Origin of the sequence: Bacillus sp. M6-12, from assembly GCF_002860285.1 — a bacterium.
In the GTDB taxonomy this organism is placed as follows: domain Bacteria; phylum Bacillota; class Bacilli; order Bacillales; family DSM-1321; genus Peribacillus.
Map to the genome: position 1 here is coordinate 25,306 of NZ_PGVF01000020.1, position 17,415 is coordinate 42,720.

20 protein-coding genes and 3 pseudogenes are annotated in these 17,415 nt (G+C 38.8%); 21 read left to right on the top strand and 2 right to left on the bottom strand.

Annotated features, from left to right (window positions below):
- Positions 1-290 precede the first annotated feature (290 nt).
- On the top strand, positions 291-1,439 hold the full coding sequence (locus CVD28_RS20140) for a cation:proton antiporter (RefSeq protein WP_101595827.1): 1,149 nt from the start codon (positions 291-293) through the stop codon (positions 1,437-1,439).
- A gap of 300 nt (positions 1,440-1,739) precedes the next feature.
- On the opposite strand, the gene CVD28_RS20145 is transcribed toward CVD28_RS20140, so the two are convergent.
- Positions 1,740-3,095, bottom strand: coding sequence for a TrkH family potassium uptake protein (locus CVD28_RS20145; protein WP_101595829.1), 1,356 nt, complete (start codon positions 3,093-3,095; stop codon positions 1,740-1,742).
- A 363-nt stretch (positions 3,096-3,458) separates the two neighbouring features.
- On the opposite strand from CVD28_RS20145, the pseudogene CVD28_RS20150 reads away from it, so the two are divergent.
- The 14 genes and pseudogenes from CVD28_RS20150 to CVD28_RS28250 all read left to right on the top strand — a co-directional run.
- Positions 3,459-3,661: pseudogene (locus tag CVD28_RS20150) on the top strand (cation:proton antiporter domain-containing protein); the annotation flags it as partial.
- A gap of 495 nt (positions 3,662-4,156) precedes the next feature.
- Positions 4,157-4,729 carry a cupin domain-containing protein gene (locus CVD28_RS20155; RefSeq protein ID WP_101595831.1) on the top strand — a complete coding sequence of 191 codons (573 nt, stop codon included), beginning with the start codon at positions 4,157-4,159 and terminating at the stop codon, positions 4,727-4,729.
- A 344-nt stretch (positions 4,730-5,073) separates the two neighbouring features.
- On the top strand, positions 5,074-5,400 hold the full coding sequence (locus tag CVD28_RS20160; protein ID WP_101595832.1) for a sulfurtransferase: 327 nt from the start codon (positions 5,074-5,076) through the stop codon (positions 5,398-5,400).
- A 24-nt stretch (positions 5,401-5,424) separates the two neighbouring features.
- A complete protein-coding gene (locus tag CVD28_RS20165) occupies positions 5,425-5,685 on the top strand; it encodes a metal-sensitive transcriptional regulator (RefSeq protein ID WP_101595835.1) in 261 nt (86 codons plus the stop codon).
- Positions 5,686-5,833: 148 nt separating this feature from the next.
- A pseudogene (locus CVD28_RS20170) lies at positions 5,834-6,035 on the top strand (sulfurtransferase TusA family protein).
- Between the two features lie 21 nt (positions 6,036-6,056).
- A complete protein-coding gene (locus CVD28_RS20175; RefSeq protein WP_101595837.1) occupies positions 6,057-6,536 on the top strand; it encodes a DsrE/DsrF/DrsH-like family protein in 480 nt (159 codons plus the stop codon).
- A gap of 50 nt (positions 6,537-6,586) precedes the next feature.
- Positions 6,587-6,945: pseudogene (locus CVD28_RS29380) on the top strand (rhodanese-like domain-containing protein).
- 21 nt (positions 6,946-6,966) lie between these two features.
- On the top strand, positions 6,967-7,263 hold the full coding sequence (locus CVD28_RS20185; RefSeq protein ID WP_101595839.1) for a rhodanese-like domain-containing protein: 297 nt from the start codon (positions 6,967-6,969) through the stop codon (positions 7,261-7,263).
- Between the two features lie 51 nt (positions 7,264-7,314).
- On the top strand, positions 7,315-7,881 hold the full coding sequence (locus CVD28_RS20190) for a sulfurtransferase TusA family protein (protein ID WP_101595841.1): 567 nt from the start codon (positions 7,315-7,317) through the stop codon (positions 7,879-7,881).
- 97 nt (positions 7,882-7,978) lie between these two features.
- The gene (locus CVD28_RS20195; RefSeq protein ID WP_101595843.1) at positions 7,979-9,106 is read left to right on the top strand and encodes an MBL fold metallo-hydrolase; all 1,128 of its coding nucleotides are present in this window, start codon (positions 7,979-7,981) and stop codon (positions 9,104-9,106) included.
- A 40-nt stretch (positions 9,107-9,146) separates the two neighbouring features.
- On the top strand, positions 9,147-9,380 hold the full coding sequence (locus CVD28_RS20200) for a sulfurtransferase TusA family protein (RefSeq protein WP_101595846.1): 234 nt from the start codon (positions 9,147-9,149) through the stop codon (positions 9,378-9,380).
- A 40-nt stretch (positions 9,381-9,420) separates the two neighbouring features.
- Positions 9,421-10,194 (top strand): sulfite exporter TauE/SafE family protein, encoded by a 774-nt coding sequence (locus CVD28_RS20205; RefSeq protein ID WP_180954245.1) that lies wholly within the window; start codon positions 9,421-9,423, stop codon positions 10,192-10,194.
- Between the two features lie 1,012 nt (positions 10,195-11,206).
- A complete protein-coding gene (locus CVD28_RS20210; RefSeq protein WP_180954246.1) occupies positions 11,207-11,764 on the top strand; it encodes an MEDS domain-containing protein in 558 nt (185 codons plus the stop codon).
- 89 nt (positions 11,765-11,853) lie between these two features.
- On the top strand, positions 11,854-11,997 hold the full coding sequence (locus tag CVD28_RS28250) for a hypothetical protein (RefSeq protein WP_180954247.1): 144 nt from the start codon (positions 11,854-11,856) through the stop codon (positions 11,995-11,997).
- A gap of 679 nt (positions 11,998-12,676) precedes the next feature.
- Here CVD28_RS28250 and CVD28_RS20215 read toward each other — a convergent pair.
- Entirely contained in the window at positions 12,677-13,654 is a 978-nt protein-coding gene (locus CVD28_RS20215; RefSeq protein ID WP_101596031.1) for an SDR family oxidoreductase, read from the bottom strand.
- Between the two features lie 414 nt (positions 13,655-14,068).
- On the opposite strand from CVD28_RS20215, the gene CVD28_RS28255 reads away from it, so the two are divergent.
- From CVD28_RS28255 to CVD28_RS20230, 6 genes are all read left to right on the top strand, one after another.
- Positions 14,069-14,233 carry a hypothetical protein gene (locus CVD28_RS28255; RefSeq protein ID WP_180954248.1) on the top strand — a complete coding sequence of 55 codons (165 nt, stop codon included), beginning with the start codon at positions 14,069-14,071 and terminating at the stop codon, positions 14,231-14,233.
- Between the two features lie 437 nt (positions 14,234-14,670).
- Positions 14,671-15,312 carry a hypothetical protein gene (locus CVD28_RS28505; RefSeq protein WP_219621203.1) on the top strand — a complete coding sequence of 214 codons (642 nt, stop codon included), beginning with the start codon at positions 14,671-14,673 and terminating at the stop codon, positions 15,310-15,312.
- 9 nt (positions 15,313-15,321) lie between these two features.
- On the top strand, positions 15,322-15,543 hold the full coding sequence (locus tag CVD28_RS28510; RefSeq protein ID WP_219621204.1) for a hypothetical protein: 222 nt from the start codon (positions 15,322-15,324) through the stop codon (positions 15,541-15,543).
- A 6-nt stretch (positions 15,544-15,549) separates the two neighbouring features.
- Positions 15,550-15,852, top strand: a complete 303-nt coding sequence (locus CVD28_RS28515) for a hypothetical protein (RefSeq protein ID WP_219621205.1) — start codon at positions 15,550-15,552, stop codon at positions 15,850-15,852.
- A gap of 404 nt (positions 15,853-16,256) precedes the next feature.
- Positions 16,257-16,763 (top strand): SMI1/KNR4 family protein, encoded by a 507-nt coding sequence (locus CVD28_RS20225; protein WP_101595852.1) that lies wholly within the window; start codon positions 16,257-16,259, stop codon positions 16,761-16,763.
- A 150-nt stretch (positions 16,764-16,913) separates the two neighbouring features.
- A complete protein-coding gene (locus CVD28_RS20230) occupies positions 16,914-17,285 on the top strand; it encodes an FAS1-like dehydratase domain-containing protein (RefSeq protein ID WP_101595855.1) in 372 nt (123 codons plus the stop codon).
- The last annotated feature ends 130 nt before the right edge of the window (positions 17,286-17,415 follow it).

Consider the following 17,415-nt stretch of genomic DNA (forward strand, 5'->3'; position numbering starts at 1 on the left):
AAAACGTTGCGTCGCATTACGAAGAAACTGTGATAGGTTTTCAAGTCCGTATGCCACTTATAGACGTTTTTTTCTTAAAGGGAGGTTAGTTGAATAAGGATACCCATTTAACAGCGATAGGGTGCGGATTTCATCAAAGTATGAGATACTAATAAATAATAATACATTTGAATACTTCAATGACTTGGAGGAGCCTGTCACCAAGGGATACGTATGTCCCTTGGTGACAGGCTCTTTTTGTATGTCTGTGTGTTATAAAACCAATAATAAAAATGAAAGGTGGAATATGGATGTTAATACTACAGTTAGCCATTATTCTAGTTACAGCCAAAATAGCCGGAAGCTTAAGCGTGAGATTGGGGCAGCCCGCAGTTCTCGGACAATTATTGATCGGAATTTTCTTGGGTCCCTCCGTCCTGGGCTTGGTGAATGAAACAGAAACACTGGCAGAATTTAGTCAGATCGGTGTTATACTTTTAATGTTCATCGCTGGCTTAGAAACGGACCTGGATGAATTTAAACGCACCGGGAAAGCCTCCGCATTTGTAGGTTTGGGCGGTATCGTTGTTCCTCTGTTAATTGGTTTCTTAGCAGGCATTACATTGAACCTTGGTACTTTCGAATCCTGGTTCCTCGGTTTGCTGCTCTCTGCAACCAGCGTTAGTATTTCTGTGCAGGCTCTAAAGGAGATGAATCAATTGCAAACCCGAGAAGGCACCACGATTTTAGGGGCAGCTGTAATTGACGACGTAGTTGTAATCATTGCCTTGGCATTCTTAATGAGCTTTGCAGGCGGAGATGTAAGTTTGACGACAGTCTTGCTTAAAAAGGTACTATTCTTTGCTGGAGCGATTCTTATTGGATGGAAAGTGGTTCCTTGGTTCCTAAATAAGTTTTCAACATTAAGAGTTACGGAAACAGTGATTTCTTCTGCCTTAATTATCTGTTTTGTTTTTGCATACTTGGCTGAGTATACAGGAGTCGCAGCCATCATTGGAGCCTATATAGCAGGTGTCGCTATCAGCGTAACAAATTTTAAACACGAGGTATTTGAGAAGGTTGAAACCATTAGTTATTCTATCTTTGTTCCTGTGTTTTTTACTTCGATTGGAGTAACAGCCCAATTTGTTGGCATTACGGAAAATTTAGGTTTAATCGTTATTTTAAGTATCATTGCTATATTAACGAAATTAATTGGAGCAGGCGTTGGAGCCAAATTAGCTGGATTCAATGTGAACAGTTCATTAGCAATAGGTTCAGCAATGGTCTCCAGGGGGGAAGTGGCATTAATTATTGCAGGTATTGGTTTAGAAGCTAAATTGTTAACGCCGGATATGTTTGCTGTTATTGTGGTTGTCGTATTGGTAACAACCATTGTCACCCCTCCAATGATGAAGTGGTTTTTTAAATCAAATATGCAAGTAAAGGGGGTAGAATAATTTTTCTTCATCCAAAGATGAATTTGTTACTTTTTCGGAGCTTTCACATCTAGGAATCATAATTTTCTTTCTACATCTCTTGTTCAATGAACGGGAGAAAACACGGATAAGAAGAGGTAGCCTACTGCACCTCTTTTTCTTATTCCAAAGTTAATTTATGAAGATTTGCACTTAAAGAAACGGTTGCTTTACTCTAAGATTTTGGCTGCCATTTGGCGGTTTTTTTTTATTCTAAAGGGGCAGGTTAGTCAAACAAGGAACTATTAGTTATTTAAAAATCACTGGTTGGACTAGGGCTTTTTAGCCAATTAATATTTTTTCCTCAGCATAACGGATCTTCGCTTTATTATTTGCGTGGATGGCTAGTGCAAAAGCCATTGTTAAAGGACCTACTCTTCCTATAAACATCATTACTGTAATTAAAATCCGCCCCATAGGACTTAATTCCATTGTTAATCCAGCACTCATTCCGACTGTTCCAAAAGCTGAGACTGTTTCAAATAGTATTTTAGACATTTCTGCTCCTTTTTCTGTTATTGTCAGTAAAAAGAAGATCAAGAAAATAAAAATAACTCCAGAAACAGCAATGGATAGTGCTCTAAATACAAGTGTCTTAGGAACTCTGCGTTTAAAGATATTTATATCTTCTTTGTTAGTTACGACAGACCAAAGAGCCAGTAACAAGAGAGCAAATGTTGTTACTTTGATTCCACCTGCTACTGAACCCGACCCTGCACCTACAAACATTAACCCCGTCATATAAACTTGAGAACTTAATGTCATTTGACTAATATCAATTGAATTAAAACCAGCAGTACGAGGAACAACTCCCTGGAAATAAGCAGCCCACCACTTATCGGTTGTCCCCAAACCTCCTAGAGTACCTGGATTATCATATTCCAAACCAAATATGATAAGTGTACTAACTATATTGATAACCAAAGTAAAACTTAACGTTATCTTAGTGTGAAGAGAGACCTTTCTCAAATTCCTCTTTTCGAAAATATCCGCAACCACAAAAAAGCCTATACCGCCAAGAATAAATAATGAGGTTATGACGATATTTATAGTGGGATCACCAACCCATTTACTTAAACTATCCGCTTCAAGACCAAACCCAGCATTATTAAAAGCAGAAATAGAATGGAATATTCCGTAGTATAGGGCTTGGCCCCAACTCATTTCCTGGGACCAACGGATAGCCAAGGCAATTGCCCCAAGGGCTTCCACTATTAACGTGATGATAATAACTCGTTGAAGCAATCGTATAATTCCTTGTAGTGAGAATGTGTTTAACGATTCTTGAAGTAACAGCCTTTGTTTTAAGCCGATCTTTTTCCCAAGTATGATAAACATCAGTATTCCACTGGTCATAAATCCCCAGCCACCCAGTTGAATAAGGGCTAATAAGGTAATTTGACCAAATAAGGTAAAGGTGGTCCCTGTATCAACAACGGCTAATCCTGTTACACATACTGCCGAAGTGGCTTCAAACAAGGCATCAATTAAGCTAAGGTGATGCCTGTCTTTTGTTGCTGCTGGAATCATAAATAGGCAAGTACCTATAAAGATTAAAACCAGAAAACCTAGGACCAGAATATGGGCAGGGTGTAGATTTATTGTCTTTAATCTTTTTATGTGATTAAAAAAAGTCATATTTTTTCTCCTAAAGACCACAATTTACTTTTGTTTTCATCTTATTCTTTTTACAATCCATTTTCAAATAATGGTGTGTTGATTACGAGGATTGGTTAAAGGACTTTTTAGTTATATTTGAGACAGTTTTGATTGTGAAGAATGGTATAGTTTAAGAAGGATTAACCTCTTTTTTGTAGAATTCCTTATTATGAAAACGGGGCAGGTTGACTCAGTAAGCCTGCATTTTAAAGTGAATAAAAAATAAAACAATGGTCTTGTTCCCGTAATTAAAGATATTTCTTTAGAGTCTCTTGGAGAATACCTTTCGTTCTGCGTCTTTTTCAAATCGGATTCCTGCTTGTACCATCTTTCTTACAAGTTGGTGCAAAACTAGCTGGGTTCAATTGGAACAGTTCACTGGGCATTGGTTCAGCAATGGTTTCGAGGGGAGAAGTAGCATTAATTATTTCAGCAATCGGCTTAGAGAGTCAATTGTTAACACAAGATATGTTTGCTGTTATTGTTGTTGTGGTATTGGTCACAACGATTGTGACTCCGCCAAAATGAAACAATTCTTTAAATGAAAGCAAAGAATTTATCTCAGTCTTCATATAAAAAACCACCAATTTCCTTGGAGGTTTCTGTATATCCGTTCAGGAAAATAGTTATATTTATTTTTTAAAGAAAGTGAAAGTAATTCTGATCGAACTACGTTTTCTATAAATTTTTGGGAAAAAAAGAAGAAAATAGTTGTTGTGTAACATCAAGTACCATTATTGAACCAAACACTCTATCTTCAGCAACAGCTTACCAAGCTGGAGGTTTTTTTCTTAATTGAACTCATCTGTTTAAAGTAATAGCTAACGTATTTTAAAAGAGGCACAATTTTTATCCCTCATAGTTAGGTAATGAGTTTAACTTATTAAAAACTGTGTTAAATAACACAATCTATCACCTCGGAAGTTAGTATGTTCACTTTATAAAAATAGGTCTTAACCTGAGAATTTTATCGTCCTGAAAAGTACATTTCCTTAACGTATGCATAGAATAATTTTAAACGTGTTATGGAGTTGAGAAAAATGTACAATTCTTATGGTATGAATCCTTACCAGTATCAGTATCAAAATCCTTATTATGTTAATTTACCGGTGTATAACTATACCAGGCAGCCCAATTACTGGGCTGGTGATGCTATCCTTGGTAATTTTCAATCACCAAATGGAAGAAATAAAATTAACATAAAAGATTATGGATCGAAACCATTTGTAGTAAATATCAATGAGGCTACGAAGCAAAACAATACCTATCGTACTGTACTATGGACCGGAAATCATTTGCAAGTAACATTGATGAGTCTTAAAGTTGGTGAAGATATAGGTATAGAAATTCACCCTGACGTAGACCAATTCTTACGGATTGAACAAGGTCAAGGGATTGTTCAAATGGGGATGACAAAAGATAACTTAAACTTTGTAAGAAAAGTTTATGATGATTCTGCGATTATGATTCCGGCTGGAACATGGCATAATGTAACCAATACAGGTAATATCCCTTTAAAACTTTATTCTATATATGCACCCCCACATCATCCATTTGGTACCGTTCATATGACTAAGGCAGATGCATTGACTGCGGAACGAGAATGGGGCTGACTAATAAATGTAGTTTAGTTTTATTAAGAAAAATTAAAGTCAACAGCAGAAATATTAGCTTTATTATGTCTAATCAGGAATAAACTGTGAAACAATTCTTGAACCGCCTAAGCCAACTGCTCTTATAGTATGGGAAACCAACCTGCCTTACAAAAGATGTCAAGAGATATTGAAGTGCGATTGGTTGCCTGAATGGATAAGAGTGTATAGAAGGGGCTATACAGCCCTTTTTTAGGTTATTTGTCTTAACTTTCCCTGCAAGTAATCTTGTTGTTGACATTATACCCTATAGGGTATATATTTAGTTCATAACATTTGTTTCCTAACCTTAGGAGTTGATATACATGAATTTTTTTTGTGGACTAGCTGTTATCATACTTTTTATTTCGATATATAGAAGGTATTTCCCTGTAATGGGAGTTCCTAGGGCTCAACATAATCAAGCAAATAACAGTGCAGTCATAGTGGATGTCAGGGACTATACCATGTCTTCTAATAGCCCGGTCGAAGGATCCGTTGATCTGCCTGTGGCGTATCTAACCAGACAATTTCGGGACATATCAGAAAAACAGGTACATCTGATCGTGTCTGATAAACTAGAAAGAAACCTTGGGGTCAGGATTCTGCAGCACAATGGCTTTACAGTTGTTGGCTATACTTGTATGAAATAAAAGCGATTAAGGAGGACACATTGGATGAAGTACGATGATCAAATGAAGAATAGAGTCAAGCGTATTGAAGGCCAGCTTCGAGGGATATTGAAGATGATGGAAGAAAATAAGGACTGTAAGGATGTGGTGACTCAACTCTCAGCATCCAGAACGGGGATCGACCGCACCATCGGCCTTATTGTCAGCTCCAATTTGGTTGAGTGTGTTCGTGAAGCGAATGAACAAGGACAGGATGCCGATGAACTAGTCAAGCAAGCAGTGAATTTACTAGTAAAAAGTAGATAAACACAATCCGGGATTGACATCCCGTATTGTGTTATGTAATATACCCTTATGGGTATTCAAAAGCTCTTTTTTTAATTTAATTCAATACTCATACGGGTATATGTATTAATAAGAGAAAATAGTATATGTAAAAGGTTTGGCATTTCCAATGCCGATCATTAGTACCAAAAAAGTAATGGATGAATTGGAATCAGGACCGGTTTTAGAAGTGCATGCGACCGATAAAAGAGCGAAAGCAGATTTACCGCATGGGCTCAATTAACAGTAAGCTCGTAAAACATGATGAAGCAAGTGATATGCTGAAGTTCTGGATTAAATTTTTTTATTTTGTATTATACCCTATGGGGTAATTTTCGTAAGGAGGAGAACACATGTCAGAGACAAAGAAAACCAATATCATTTTATTCAGCGGGGATTACGATAAAGCAATGGCTGCTTATATCATTGCAAACGGTGCAGCAGCGTATGACCATGAAGTGACTATTTTCCACACGTTTTGGGGCCTGAATGCCTTACGCAAAGACGAACCCATTGAATTGAGAAAAGGATTCTTAGAAAAGATGTTTGCGAAAATGATGCCTCGCGGTGCAGATAAGTTGGGGCTATCAAAAATGAACTTTGCTGGAATGGGGCCAAAGATGATCAAGCAGGTGATTAAAAAGCACAATGCGATGACCTTGCCGCAGCTCATTGAGATGGCTCAGGAACAAGAAATCAAACTGGTTGCCTGCACGATGACGATGGATTTGTTGGGTCTGCAGGAAAAAGAATTGCTGGCTAATATTGAATATGCGGGCGTGGCTGCCTATTTAGCAGATGCTGAAAATGGCAACGTGAACTTATTTATCTAACATAACCTGGGGAGCAGAAAACCGTTCCTGTCGGTTTTAGGAGGACTGAAATGTGGAGTACTTTAATTATTGTATTGAATGGACTCGTGATTTTCTTTTTAATCCAACGCTTAATACCTGCTAGGGGAATAAGACAAAATACGGTTTCCGAATTGAAGAGCCAGCTTTCTGATAAAACCAACATTTATTGACGTACGTACACAGGGTGAATTCCAATTGAATATATAAACGAATTTAAAAATGTCCCTTTTGCTTCGCTATACGCCAAAAAATACGTCTTAACTAAAGAGAAAGAAGTCATCTTAATCTGCAAAAGCGGAATGAGAAGTAATAAAGCGAGCAGACTACTGAAAAAACAAGTTTTAACAAGGTAACAAATGTAAGGGGCGGAATGAGTGCCTGGAAGTAAACGTAGGAAGGTGAAGGAAGAATGAAACAGATGTCAGCTAAAGAAGTGCAGCAATTGATCGAAGAAGGAAAATCGCTAAATGTTATCGATGTCAGGGAGGTTGAAGAAGTAGCAGAAGGAAAGATTAAAGGTGCAGTAAACATCCCATTAGGTTTGCTGGAATTTAAGATGAACGAACTGGAGAAGTCCAAGGAATATATCATGGTGTGCCGTTCAGGAGGCAGGAGCGGAAAAGCTTCGAAATTCTTGGAAAGCCAAGGCTTTACGGTTATTAACATGACAGGCGGAATGCTCGCTTGGGAAGGCAAGATTGAATAATTTTTTATAAAGAAGGATACCCCAGGTGGTATTAAAAGAGGAGGAATACGGATGAAGGCGGTCATTTCAAACGTAGCACTGGATGCAAAGGGATTAGCGTGTCCGATGCCGATTATAAAAACAAAAAAGGCAATGGCGGGGTTAGAAGCAGGACAGGTAATAGAGGTACAGGCTACAGACAAAGGCTCAAAGGCAGATTTGAAAGCTTGGGCTGAAAGTACGGGGCACCAGTATTTAGGCACGGTCGAAGAAGGGGACGTGTTAAAACATTACCTAAGAAAAGCTTCAGGGGAAGAAACAGCGGAAAGAAAACATCCTGATGTTATCAACAATGAAGAGCTAAAAGAAAAATTGAAATCCGATGAAGATATTCTTCTATTAGATGTGAGGGAATCCGCGGAATACATGTTTAACCACATACCAAATTCCAAGTCTCTTCCTCTGGGTGAACTGGAAAGTCGCATGAATGAGCTAGATAAAGATAGAAAAACCTATGTGATATGCCGTACCGGCAGCCGAAGTGATCTGGCAGCACAGAAGTTAGCTGAACAAGGCTTCAAGGTAATAAATGTGGTGCCTGGTATGAGCGAATGGTCGGGCGAGACAGAACAACTTTAATAAGCTAAATAGGGTTAAGACGGTTAACCAGTTTCGTCTTTAGAAGGCTAGAAAAAAATTTTGATAAAAAATATACCACAGGGGGTATTTGGGCATTATGAGCATGAAACCCATGACTTTAGAAGAAGTCACAAAGAAAATATTGAATCAAGAACCACTCTTTATTCTGGATGTGAGGAATCAAAACGACTTTAATGATTGGAAAATTGAAGGTCGGAAGTTCGAGTATCTGAATGTTCCATACTTTGATTTGCTTGATGGAGTAGACGAAATTCTTAGCCAAATTCCAACCGATAAAGAGGTTATTGTGGTATGTGCGAAGGAAGGTTCCTCCATTATGATCGCCGACATGCTGGCGGAAGCAGGGCGTGATGTTTTTTACTTGCAGGGCGGTATGAAAGCTTGGAGTGAATATCTGGAACCTGTGAAAGCGGGCAGCTTACGGGACGGCGGAACTATCTATCAATTCATCCGTGTCGGAAAAGGATGTTTGTCTTACATGGTTGTTTCAAACGGCGAGGCAGCCATTGTGGATGCCTCGCGTATGACAGAAGTATATATCGAATTTGCTGAAAGCATTGGAGCGAAAATTACTCATGTATTGGATACTCACCTTCATGCAGACCATATTTCAGGCGGCCGATCCATTGCTGAAAAAGTAAATGCAGTCTACTGGCTGCCGCCTAAGGATGCGGAAGAAGTAACGTTTCCTTATCAGGCATTGGAAGATGGAAACAAGATTGTGTTGGGAAATACATCTATAGACATTGCTGCATTGTATTCACCAGGTCACACAATCGGGTCCACTTCCTTTGTAGTGGATGAATCATACTTGCTTTCCGGTGATATTCTATTCATCGACAGCATCGGGCGACCAGACCTGGCGGGGTTGGCAGAAGATTGGGTCGGGGACTTAAGAGAAACGTTATATCAACGCTACAGAGAGCTTTCAAAAGAATTGATAGTGTTGCCAGCTCATTTCATGACAAATGATGAGCTCAATGATGATGGAACGGTGGCGGCAAAGTTAGGAACGCTGCTTTCTCAAAATCATGGATTGAACATTGCGGATGAGGAGGAATTCAGAAAAATGGTAACCGGCAATCTCCCTCCACAACCTAATTCCTATCAGGAAATCCGAGAAACAAACATGGGGAAGATAAGTCCTGATACAGAGAAACAACATGAAATGGAAATAGGCCCAAACCGTTGTGCCATTAGATAAATTAACAAGAAAAATAGACTTATAGAAGGAGAGATACAGAATGAATGCAGATAAAATACTAGATGCAAAAGGACTTGCTTGTCCGCTGCCGATTGTGAAGACAAAAAAAGCAATGAATGAATTGCAAGCCGGACAAGTGCTTGAAATCCACGCGACGGATAAAGGGGCCAAGGCAGACCTGGCCGCCTGGTCCACTTCCGGAGGTCACGAACTGTTGGATACACAAGAAGAGGGCGGCGTACTAAAGTTTTGGATTAAAAAGGGCAATAATTAAAGGGAGATCTGCGCGATCTCCTTTTGGAGGTGAGATAGATATGAATTCTGCATTTATTATAACCATTCTTATCCTCGGCTTTATAGGCTCCTTTTCTTCAGGATTGTTAGGAATAGGCGGGGCAATTATTAACTATCCCATCCTTCTGTATATTCCCGTGATGCTGGGCTTAGAAGGGTTTACAGCTCATGAGGCTGCTGGGATTGTGGCGGTGCAGGTGTTTTTTGCCAGCCTAGGCGGTGTATGGTGTTATCGAAAGGGCGGATACATTAACAAGCCTTTGTTTATGATCATGGGTTCCAGTATATTTATTGGCAGTCTGTTAGGTGGGTATATATCCCGGTATATTTCCGAAATCTATGTGAATGTGATTTATGGGGTATTGGCCCTTCTTGCGGCTATCATAATGTTTATTCCAACAAATGATACACCAGGAGACACATATACAGGTTTCAATCAAAAGCTGGCGGCCGTACTTGCGTTCATTGTCGGACTTGTGTCTGGTATCATTGGAGCTGGGGGTTCATTTATCTTAATCCCTATCATGCTCACTGTTCTAAAGATTCCAATGCGGATGACACTTGCTACTTCAATGGCCATCACTTTTGTATCGTCCATAGGGGGAGTCATTGGAAAAGTAACCACCAATCAAGTTCTTTTCCTGCCTTCCATTCTGATTGTGATAGTCAGCTTGATTGCTGCTCCGCTTGGAGTTAAGGCAAGTAAGCAACTTAACAATGAAGTTCTTCAATGGTCTTTAGCGCTTTTAATTCTCATGACTTCTATAAAATTATGGTCAGACATACTTTTATAGAGATTTGAAACGGAAAATATATATAAACAACAACCGAGCTTCTGATATAGTCGGCTCGGCTTTCTTGTATACTGAGGAAATTTTATGCTTTTACAACGTATAGCGCTTATTGGAAAATTTCAAGAGATTGCGAAATATGTGTACTTAAACTATTTGGTGCGTTAGTTGAAGAAGAGCTGTCAGATTTTGTAAACAGTACCCTTTTAAAAAAGATGAAAGAGCCTTTGAAATTAAGTGGGGTGTCCAATACAACTCAGTTTTGACATAGACAACTCATCATGCCATAAACAACTCAATCGTGACATGAGGGGTAAATAATTAAAATGATGTTATGTAAAAAAAGAACCAATCCTTCAACATATTTTGTTGGGCAGGATTGGTTCTTTTTTGAAAGACAAAATGTCGGGAGTTCTTAATGCCCCCCGCTGCTAAGAAAAAGTTTTACTGATAAATTAGTGACTAGGACGAACAAATGAACCTACCTAAAAAATCGAATATTATTCTATGGGGAAATCAATATTGAATAGAAAAATTGTTATCTCTTTATTTTTCTACTGGAAAGGAGTGGTGGACAGCCCTCTATATTGAGAAAACAAGTGAGGATACTTTCGTTAGCAGAGTTTCTGCTAAAAAAGTTTTAATTGTTTTTATAGCTTCAACGCTCCTTGGATTAATTCTTTATATAATGACGAGGAAAGGTCGATGTTTTTGAGCTAAAGTGGCAGGGTAATTTAGTTCAATATGCAATAGAAGAAAAGGTGCTTGTTATACCATGTAAATCACTGCTGCCTATTGAGGGGGGAAAACAGTAAAAGAAATATTTTTTACCCAAATGAACCAAAGCCAAATCCTTAAATTATAGGGAATATTGCAGATAAGTCCTGACATGTGTCCATGTTGATGGTATATTTAGGTAAATGACGGTTTGTGATAAAATATTTTTTTATTCCTAGATTCAATTGTCTTCAAGTTTGTTTTGTGCACAATAGAATTTAAAGGGAGACAAAATAACGTGGAATATAATTTGAAATTAACCAATGGAGAACATATATTTTATCACTTTGAGCAAATTGACCATTATATTGAAAATGCTGTTTCTTTTATAGTCATCGGTATTAAACAAGGAGACCATATAATATTTATCGAAAATGAAAGTATTTCTGTAAGGATATTTAATAAAGTTAGATTAGTGCTTACCGATGAAGAATTGTCTAACGTACACTATACAGACAACTTTGCTTTCTACTGTCAACACGGGGATTTTCATACGCCAACAATTGTAGCGCATTTTTACGAAATGTTAAAACCGTTCCTTGATGAAAACTTTAACATTCGAACATGGGCTCATGTAGAATGGAGGCGCCAGCTAGAAATAGAACAAAAAATAAAACAATTTGAAGAAATAGCAAATAAAAGCGTAAATGAAATGGGATTATTATCAGTTTGCGCATATGATACCGCAACATTATCTGCATCAATAATGCAAAATTTAATGAAAAGCCATGAATTCATCATGACAGACACTGAACTTCAACCTTCCGCTTATTACATCAGAACAATTATAGTATAGTTGCTATGCTTGGTTTGGTTATCACTTAATTCAGTTGATATTTGAAATTGGCTCCCATTGCAGTGCCAGTTCTGACAGGAGTCTGTCTAATGAATTCTTCTCCAGCCATGTTCACAGATCTTCCCGTTGTAATCCAGCCGATCATTTCAAATGGGCTTATCACTGGTGTGGTGATTTCTATTTTATTGGAGCGGTTCGTACGCTGGCGTGCTTATGAAATTGAGAATATATAAACCTTTTAAGTCCAGGATGACTTGTTGCATACATTGTTACAGATCAGCCCTTTTTTTGGTTAGGTAAGATTTACTTGGCATGATAATAGGATTAGCGTGACTTTTGGATAGATTAATCATCAAATTGGATAGATTATTGTTAAAATCGGATAGATTATTTCTGAAAGTGATTAAAGTAAACTCTGAGGAAATATAAACCCCAGTCTATTTGCATCTCTACATCATAAATTGCACGGAGATATGGCATCAGGGATATATGCTACATCCCTTTTAAGCAGCCTGAATCAACAGTGACTCAAACAAAATGCTTTAAAAGCACGATATGTACAACGCTTATTACAAAAAGCCATCCCATGATTTGGCTATTTGAACTCAATTCCATGGAATGGCAAAAGTATAAGAGGAATGCCCTAATCTTTAGGCCAAATTGTCAGAGCGGAAATGTAATAAACCATGCAAAATGGTTCTGCAACCGAGTATATCGCCTAAAGCGCCTTTCATCCGTTTTGCCTCTGCTTTAACGCTCCTGCTTTGCCACTCCTTTTTTATAAGGGTCAATCCATGTAATTTCTTTACATTTAGCTATTAAAGGAATATTTTTTCATTATAACAAAAAAGCACTTTTAAAAATGGAAGATAAATCCATTATATATTACTGCTCCAGCTTGACTGCTTGCTATTAAGAATGCGTCGATTCCCCACCATCTACATGAAGGACTTGGCCGGTTACAAAACGAGAATCATCGGAAGCCAGATAAACATAGGTTGGCGCCAGTTCAAATGGATGAGCCACACGCTGCATTGGATTAAAAGCTCCGTAAACGGCAACTGTGTCTGATGAGAAACTAGCGGCGATCAAAGGAGTCCAAATCCGGCCAGGTGCAACGGCATTTACCCTGATGCCTTTATCTACTACGTTTTTCGCCAATGCACGTGTAAAGCCAACATTGGCACCCTTTGTAGCAGTGTAGTCAATCATTTGTTTTTCTCCGACATAGGTTACTACAGATGAAGTTTGGATGATGGAACTTCCGGGTTTCATATAGGGAAGTGCGGCTCTCGTTGTGTAAAAATGTGAGTAAATGTTTACTTTAAAGGTGTCATCAAATTGCTCGTCAGTAATATCAAGTAAGCTCTTTTGCTGGAATTGGATACCTACATGGTTACAGAGAATATCCAGGCATCCAAACATCCTTATTGTTTCCTCTACAATGGCGATGCACTGTCCTTTATCCCGCAAATCACCCGGCAATAACAAACAGCGTTGACCTAGCTGTTCGACTCTCATTCTTGTTCGGTTTGCATCCTCATGTTCATTTAAATAAGCAATAGCTACGTCGGCACCTTCCTTGGCGAAAGCAATAGCTACGGCCGCGCCAATTCCGCTGTCACCGCCTGTAATGAGCGCAATCTTTCCTTTTAGTTTCCCGCTTCCTCGATAATTTGGATTTTCAATAATCGGCCGGGGAACCATTAACCCTTCAACCCCAGGATGAAAGAGCTGACGCTGTTCTGGTAAGTTTAATGGGATTTCCTCATATCGGACTATTCGCCCATAGTTAGGGTACATCGGGTATGGATGTTCAACTTTGTTCGCATCAAACATTTGTTGCAGCTGTTGAATCTGTTGCAGTTTCATTTCATCCAGCTGCCCCATCTGCATTCCGTTATCATGTTGATATTGGTTCATTGGGTACGGGGGGAACTGATACTGCGGCATTTGATATTTCGGCATTTCACTCGTTTGTTGGTAATCGTAGCTATACTGTTGGTTCATCGTTTGGTCCATTGAGTCCATTTGATATTCATCGTTTTCAGGCATTTCGCGATTTTCTTTTTCTCTGTTCATTGGAATCCTCCTGGGTTTTAAACGTTCTGTTTACCGTATGTGGCAATAGAAATTGAAGTGCATGTTCCTAAATAAAGTAAAATGCCAAAAATCACGAACAGAGAAAGTTATTCGCGAAGGAGCCTGTACCTACTATTAATAGGCAGGGTAGTACTGGCTCCACATTGAAAGGGATTGAATAAGGTAACACGTAAGAATTAATGACTAGAGGGGGCTAAAGCTTTGCAATTTGAATTTAATCCAGAAGTAAGACTTTTGCTGGTCAACCACTCAGACGCCAAGGTAACGATGGTATATGACGCTCATTCCTGGCCAATGCCTGAAATCGGCTGGAGACCGCCATTTTACACCAACCCGCGTTATGGTTTTAACTATCCTGTCATTTGAATTTTTTAGCAGATACATCATAGCAATAGGTAAATAAAAAAGCCTGTATTTTTTGATCCAGCAGTGATCATTGATACAGGCATTATTAATGTTCATGCAACCCTTAAAGCAAGTGAAAGGCAATTCTCTAAAAACTAGCACGGAAAAAACACTACTATTAAGATTTTGCATAATGGTTACATTTTCTTCAGGAGGTGAGGATCATGGATCAAAAGCGAAATGGTTTAAAACAAGATATTCATGTAGAGCTGGGAGGCATGGGACTGTAGGGCACCACTTCCAGCGAGGAAATCGCTAGGTATCAGGCGACCGGTGATATTGAAAATACCGGAAAGAAGTAACAGAATATTAACACTGTTTTTACCGTGCATTTATATTCTCTATACAAAATTTTCCTACAATTTTGCATGAAATACATTAGCGAAGGGACTGGGAACATGAAATCCGGATTGAAAAAGAAGGCTATTCCTATACTTGCAACAACGGTTCTTGCTGCCACAGCACTTACAACGCAAAGCTTTTTTAATGAGGGAAGCGATCAAAAGGCGGAAGCGAGAGGTTTCTCAAAAGAAGAATCGAAGAAGAACAAACCCAGTTGGCTAGCAGGAGATCACCATATAAATAGCGAGTGGAGTGTGAGCTGGGACAACTCCACAAACCCTCCAACTCCCATCAGAGGCGGGGATGCCATTTACCCAACCTTAAAGAATGCTGAAAACGCAAAGAAATACGGTCTGGATTGGATGGTTACAACTGACCACGGTGGTCCTAACCACTCAAAGGTAAATTTAGAACAAGCATATCCCGAGTTACTGAAGTCTCGGCAAGCAGTTCCTGAAGTCCTTCAGTTCTATGGAATGGAGTTCGACACACCAGCTGCTGACCACAGTTCCATTATTATTCCCAAAAGTGAAAAGGAATCCCAGACACTGTATGAAATTGAAAGCAAATTCAATAAGCGTGACCCTCATCCAATCGACGGAAGCAGGGATAAAGAAGAGGTTATGATTGAAGCTCTAAATTATATGAAGGAAATGGACGAGCTTCCTATCCATATAGCCCATCATCCTTCACGTTAAGCAACCGGCATGGATAAGTGGGGACAGGACACGCCACAGGAATTCCGCAATTGGAACGATACAGCTCCGAATATCTCCATTGGGATGGAAGGAGCTCCTGGACACCAGGCTGCTGCCATTAATCCAGACGGCTCTCTTGATCCGAAAGGAGCCCGTGGTTCATACGGAAACGTAAATGCTCCTACAATGGGCGGTTTTGACCAAATGACGGCAAAAGTCGGCGGGCTATAGGATTCCATGTTAGGGGAAGGAAGGCACTGGTGGATTACTTCCACATCTGACTCCCATGTAAACTGGCGCGACGGAGGTAGTGATTTCTGGCCTGGTGAATATTCAAAAACATATGTAAAAGCAGAGAAAGACTATAAAGACGTCATGGAAAGCCTGCGTAAAGGTAATGTTTTCGTTTCAACTGGTGACCTTATCTCTGAACTGGATGTAAAGGTCCAATCAGGAGGAAAATCACCTTGGTATGCTAAATCAAAAGGAAATTCAGCTACAATTGGTGAGACGCTTACCTTACCTGGAAAGGAAATCTAAGGATGTGACGGTAACAGTAAAAGAGACAATGAACATTTTATCCTGGATAGAAATTCTCACTTTGTTAAGAAATGTAGTTTAACCAGGTTGAACGAAGGAATTTGAGAGCGAAGACTCTTTGAGGCATGGGAGGGTTGACCTCCATGAGAAATGTGGACATCCACCAGTGCGATCATATTTTTACTAATCTACCAATTTCTGTAATAGGTGGGTTAATGGGTTATATCTCTTTTTCCTTTGAGGATTCAAATATACCCTTTCCAGTGATAATTCCCCAACATAAAACATTCACCGTTAGGTAAACAACTATGAAAATCTAAGAAAAACGAAGAAATCGGCCGTATTAGCTTCTTTTATTGAGGGAGGTTAGTTCAATTACCAACATAAAAACGGAGGGGATGAATTTGTCAAAGCCGAGTATTGCAAATGTACTGAGTGGCTTAAAAAATCGGCTGGGCGATACAAACTCTCTAACCATTCAATCAAGTGACGGGCATCTTTTCGATATGAGTTTTAAATTTAATGCACCAATTGATGAAGATGTTCTGAACACGTACGAAAGTTTACCTGAAGACTATAAAAATTTTCTTCGGCTACACAATGGAACAGAATTCTTTTCTTGGGAATACGGTACTTTGTTTGCTGTACATTCCTTAGAAGAAGCGGTATCAATATTAGAAAAGGTAAAAACAGGTGACTATGTGCCAATGGAATATAAAGATGATTGGTTCCCAATTGGTTACGTCCAAGATATAGGTGGACTTTACATCGATCTTTCATCAGATAAGAATCATTTGATTTTAATGGGAATACCTGTATACGATTTACTTTGCGATTTTCCCGCTTGGCTGGATCGGATGATAAGAGTAAATGGAGAAATGTATTGGGAGTGGGCAAGTAAAGAGTTGTAACTAGGGGGGATTCAATGGCTTGTTAGAGGGATTGTTGATTCGTTATTGAACAAACGGGGAGGTTAGTTAAATAAGAAAAAAAGAATGAACAACCATTCATTTAATGTTATGATTAGTAGACAGAAAATTCTAAATACTGGAGGGGCTTTTATGAAAACTGGTGATGTCTACACATGGGAAAGAACTTTTACTAAAAATGAGGTGTTAGAGTTCGGGAGAATTTCTGGAGACCAAGGTAAGCATCATGTTGAACCTGATGAAAATGGACGATTAATGGTTCAAGGGTTATTAACTGCAAGTATAGGAACGAAGATTGGTGGGGATTTAAACTACATCGCTAGAGAAATGGTAAGTGAATTTATTCGACCTGTTTTTACTGGAGATACTATCACATGCGAAATAACCCTTACAAATGTTGAGCAATCTGAAGGTTTTAAAACTGTGAAAATGAAAACGGTATATCGTAATCAAAAAGGAAAAGAAGTTCTTAAAGGTTCAAGTCATGGGATAATCAGAGACTAGGAAAAATGATGTTTTCATAAAAGATTTCAAAACCCACTTATTGTACTAACGGATGCGTTAGTTTAAGAAGGATTAACCTCCTTTTTTGTAGAATTCCTTATTATGATAACGGGGCAGGTTGACTCAATAA

What these genes read in the sequence shown, in the direction of transcription:
- CVD28_RS20230 (WP_101595855.1), top strand. Translation starts at nt 16,914, where the DNA reads ATGAAAACTGGTGATGTCTACACATGGGAAAGAACTTTTACTAAAAAT.
- CVD28_RS20140 (WP_101595827.1), top strand. Translation starts at nt 291, where the DNA reads ATGTTAATACTACAGTTAGCCATTATTCTAGTTACAGCCAAAATAGCC.
- CVD28_RS20160 (WP_101595832.1), top strand. Translation starts at nt 5,074, where the DNA reads ATGAATTTTTTTTGTGGACTAGCTGTTATCATACTTTTTATTTCGATA.
- CVD28_RS20190 (WP_101595841.1), top strand. Translation starts at nt 7,315, where the DNA reads ATGAAGGCGGTCATTTCAAACGTAGCACTGGATGCAAAGGGATTAGCG.
- CVD28_RS20195 (WP_101595843.1), top strand. Translation starts at nt 7,979, where the DNA reads ATGAGCATGAAACCCATGACTTTAGAAGAAGTCACAAAGAAAATATTG.
- CVD28_RS20155 (WP_101595831.1), top strand. Translation starts at nt 4,157, where the DNA reads ATGTACAATTCTTATGGTATGAATCCTTACCAGTATCAGTATCAAAAT.
- CVD28_RS20145 (WP_101595829.1), bottom strand. Translation starts at nt 3,095, where the DNA reads ATGACTTTTTTTAATCACATAAAAAGATTAAAGACAATAAATCTACAC.
- CVD28_RS28250 (WP_180954247.1), top strand. Translation starts at nt 11,854, where the DNA reads ATGAATTCTTCTCCAGCCATGTTCACAGATCTTCCCGTTGTAATCCAG.
- CVD28_RS20175 (WP_101595837.1), top strand. Translation starts at nt 6,057, where the DNA reads ATGTCAGAGACAAAGAAAACCAATATCATTTTATTCAGCGGGGATTAC.
- CVD28_RS20200 (WP_101595846.1), top strand. Translation starts at nt 9,147, where the DNA reads ATGAATGCAGATAAAATACTAGATGCAAAAGGACTTGCTTGTCCGCTG.
- CVD28_RS28510 (WP_219621204.1), top strand. Translation starts at nt 15,322, where the DNA reads ATGGATAAGTGGGGACAGGACACGCCACAGGAATTCCGCAATTGGAAC.
- CVD28_RS28505 (WP_219621203.1), top strand. Translation starts at nt 14,671, where the DNA reads ATGAAATCCGGATTGAAAAAGAAGGCTATTCCTATACTTGCAACAACG.
- CVD28_RS20165 (WP_101595835.1), top strand. Translation starts at nt 5,425, where the DNA reads ATGAAGTACGATGATCAAATGAAGAATAGAGTCAAGCGTATTGAAGGC.
- CVD28_RS20215 (WP_101596031.1), bottom strand. Translation starts at nt 13,654, where the DNA reads ATGGGGCAGCTGGATGAAATGAAACTGCAACAGATTCAACAGCTGCAA.
- CVD28_RS28515 (WP_219621205.1), top strand. Translation starts at nt 15,550, where the DNA reads ATGTTAGGGGAAGGAAGGCACTGGTGGATTACTTCCACATCTGACTCC.
- CVD28_RS20185 (WP_101595839.1), top strand. Translation starts at nt 6,967, where the DNA reads ATGAAACAGATGTCAGCTAAAGAAGTGCAGCAATTGATCGAAGAAGGA.
- CVD28_RS20205 (WP_180954245.1), top strand. Translation starts at nt 9,421, where the DNA reads ATGAATTCTGCATTTATTATAACCATTCTTATCCTCGGCTTTATAGGC.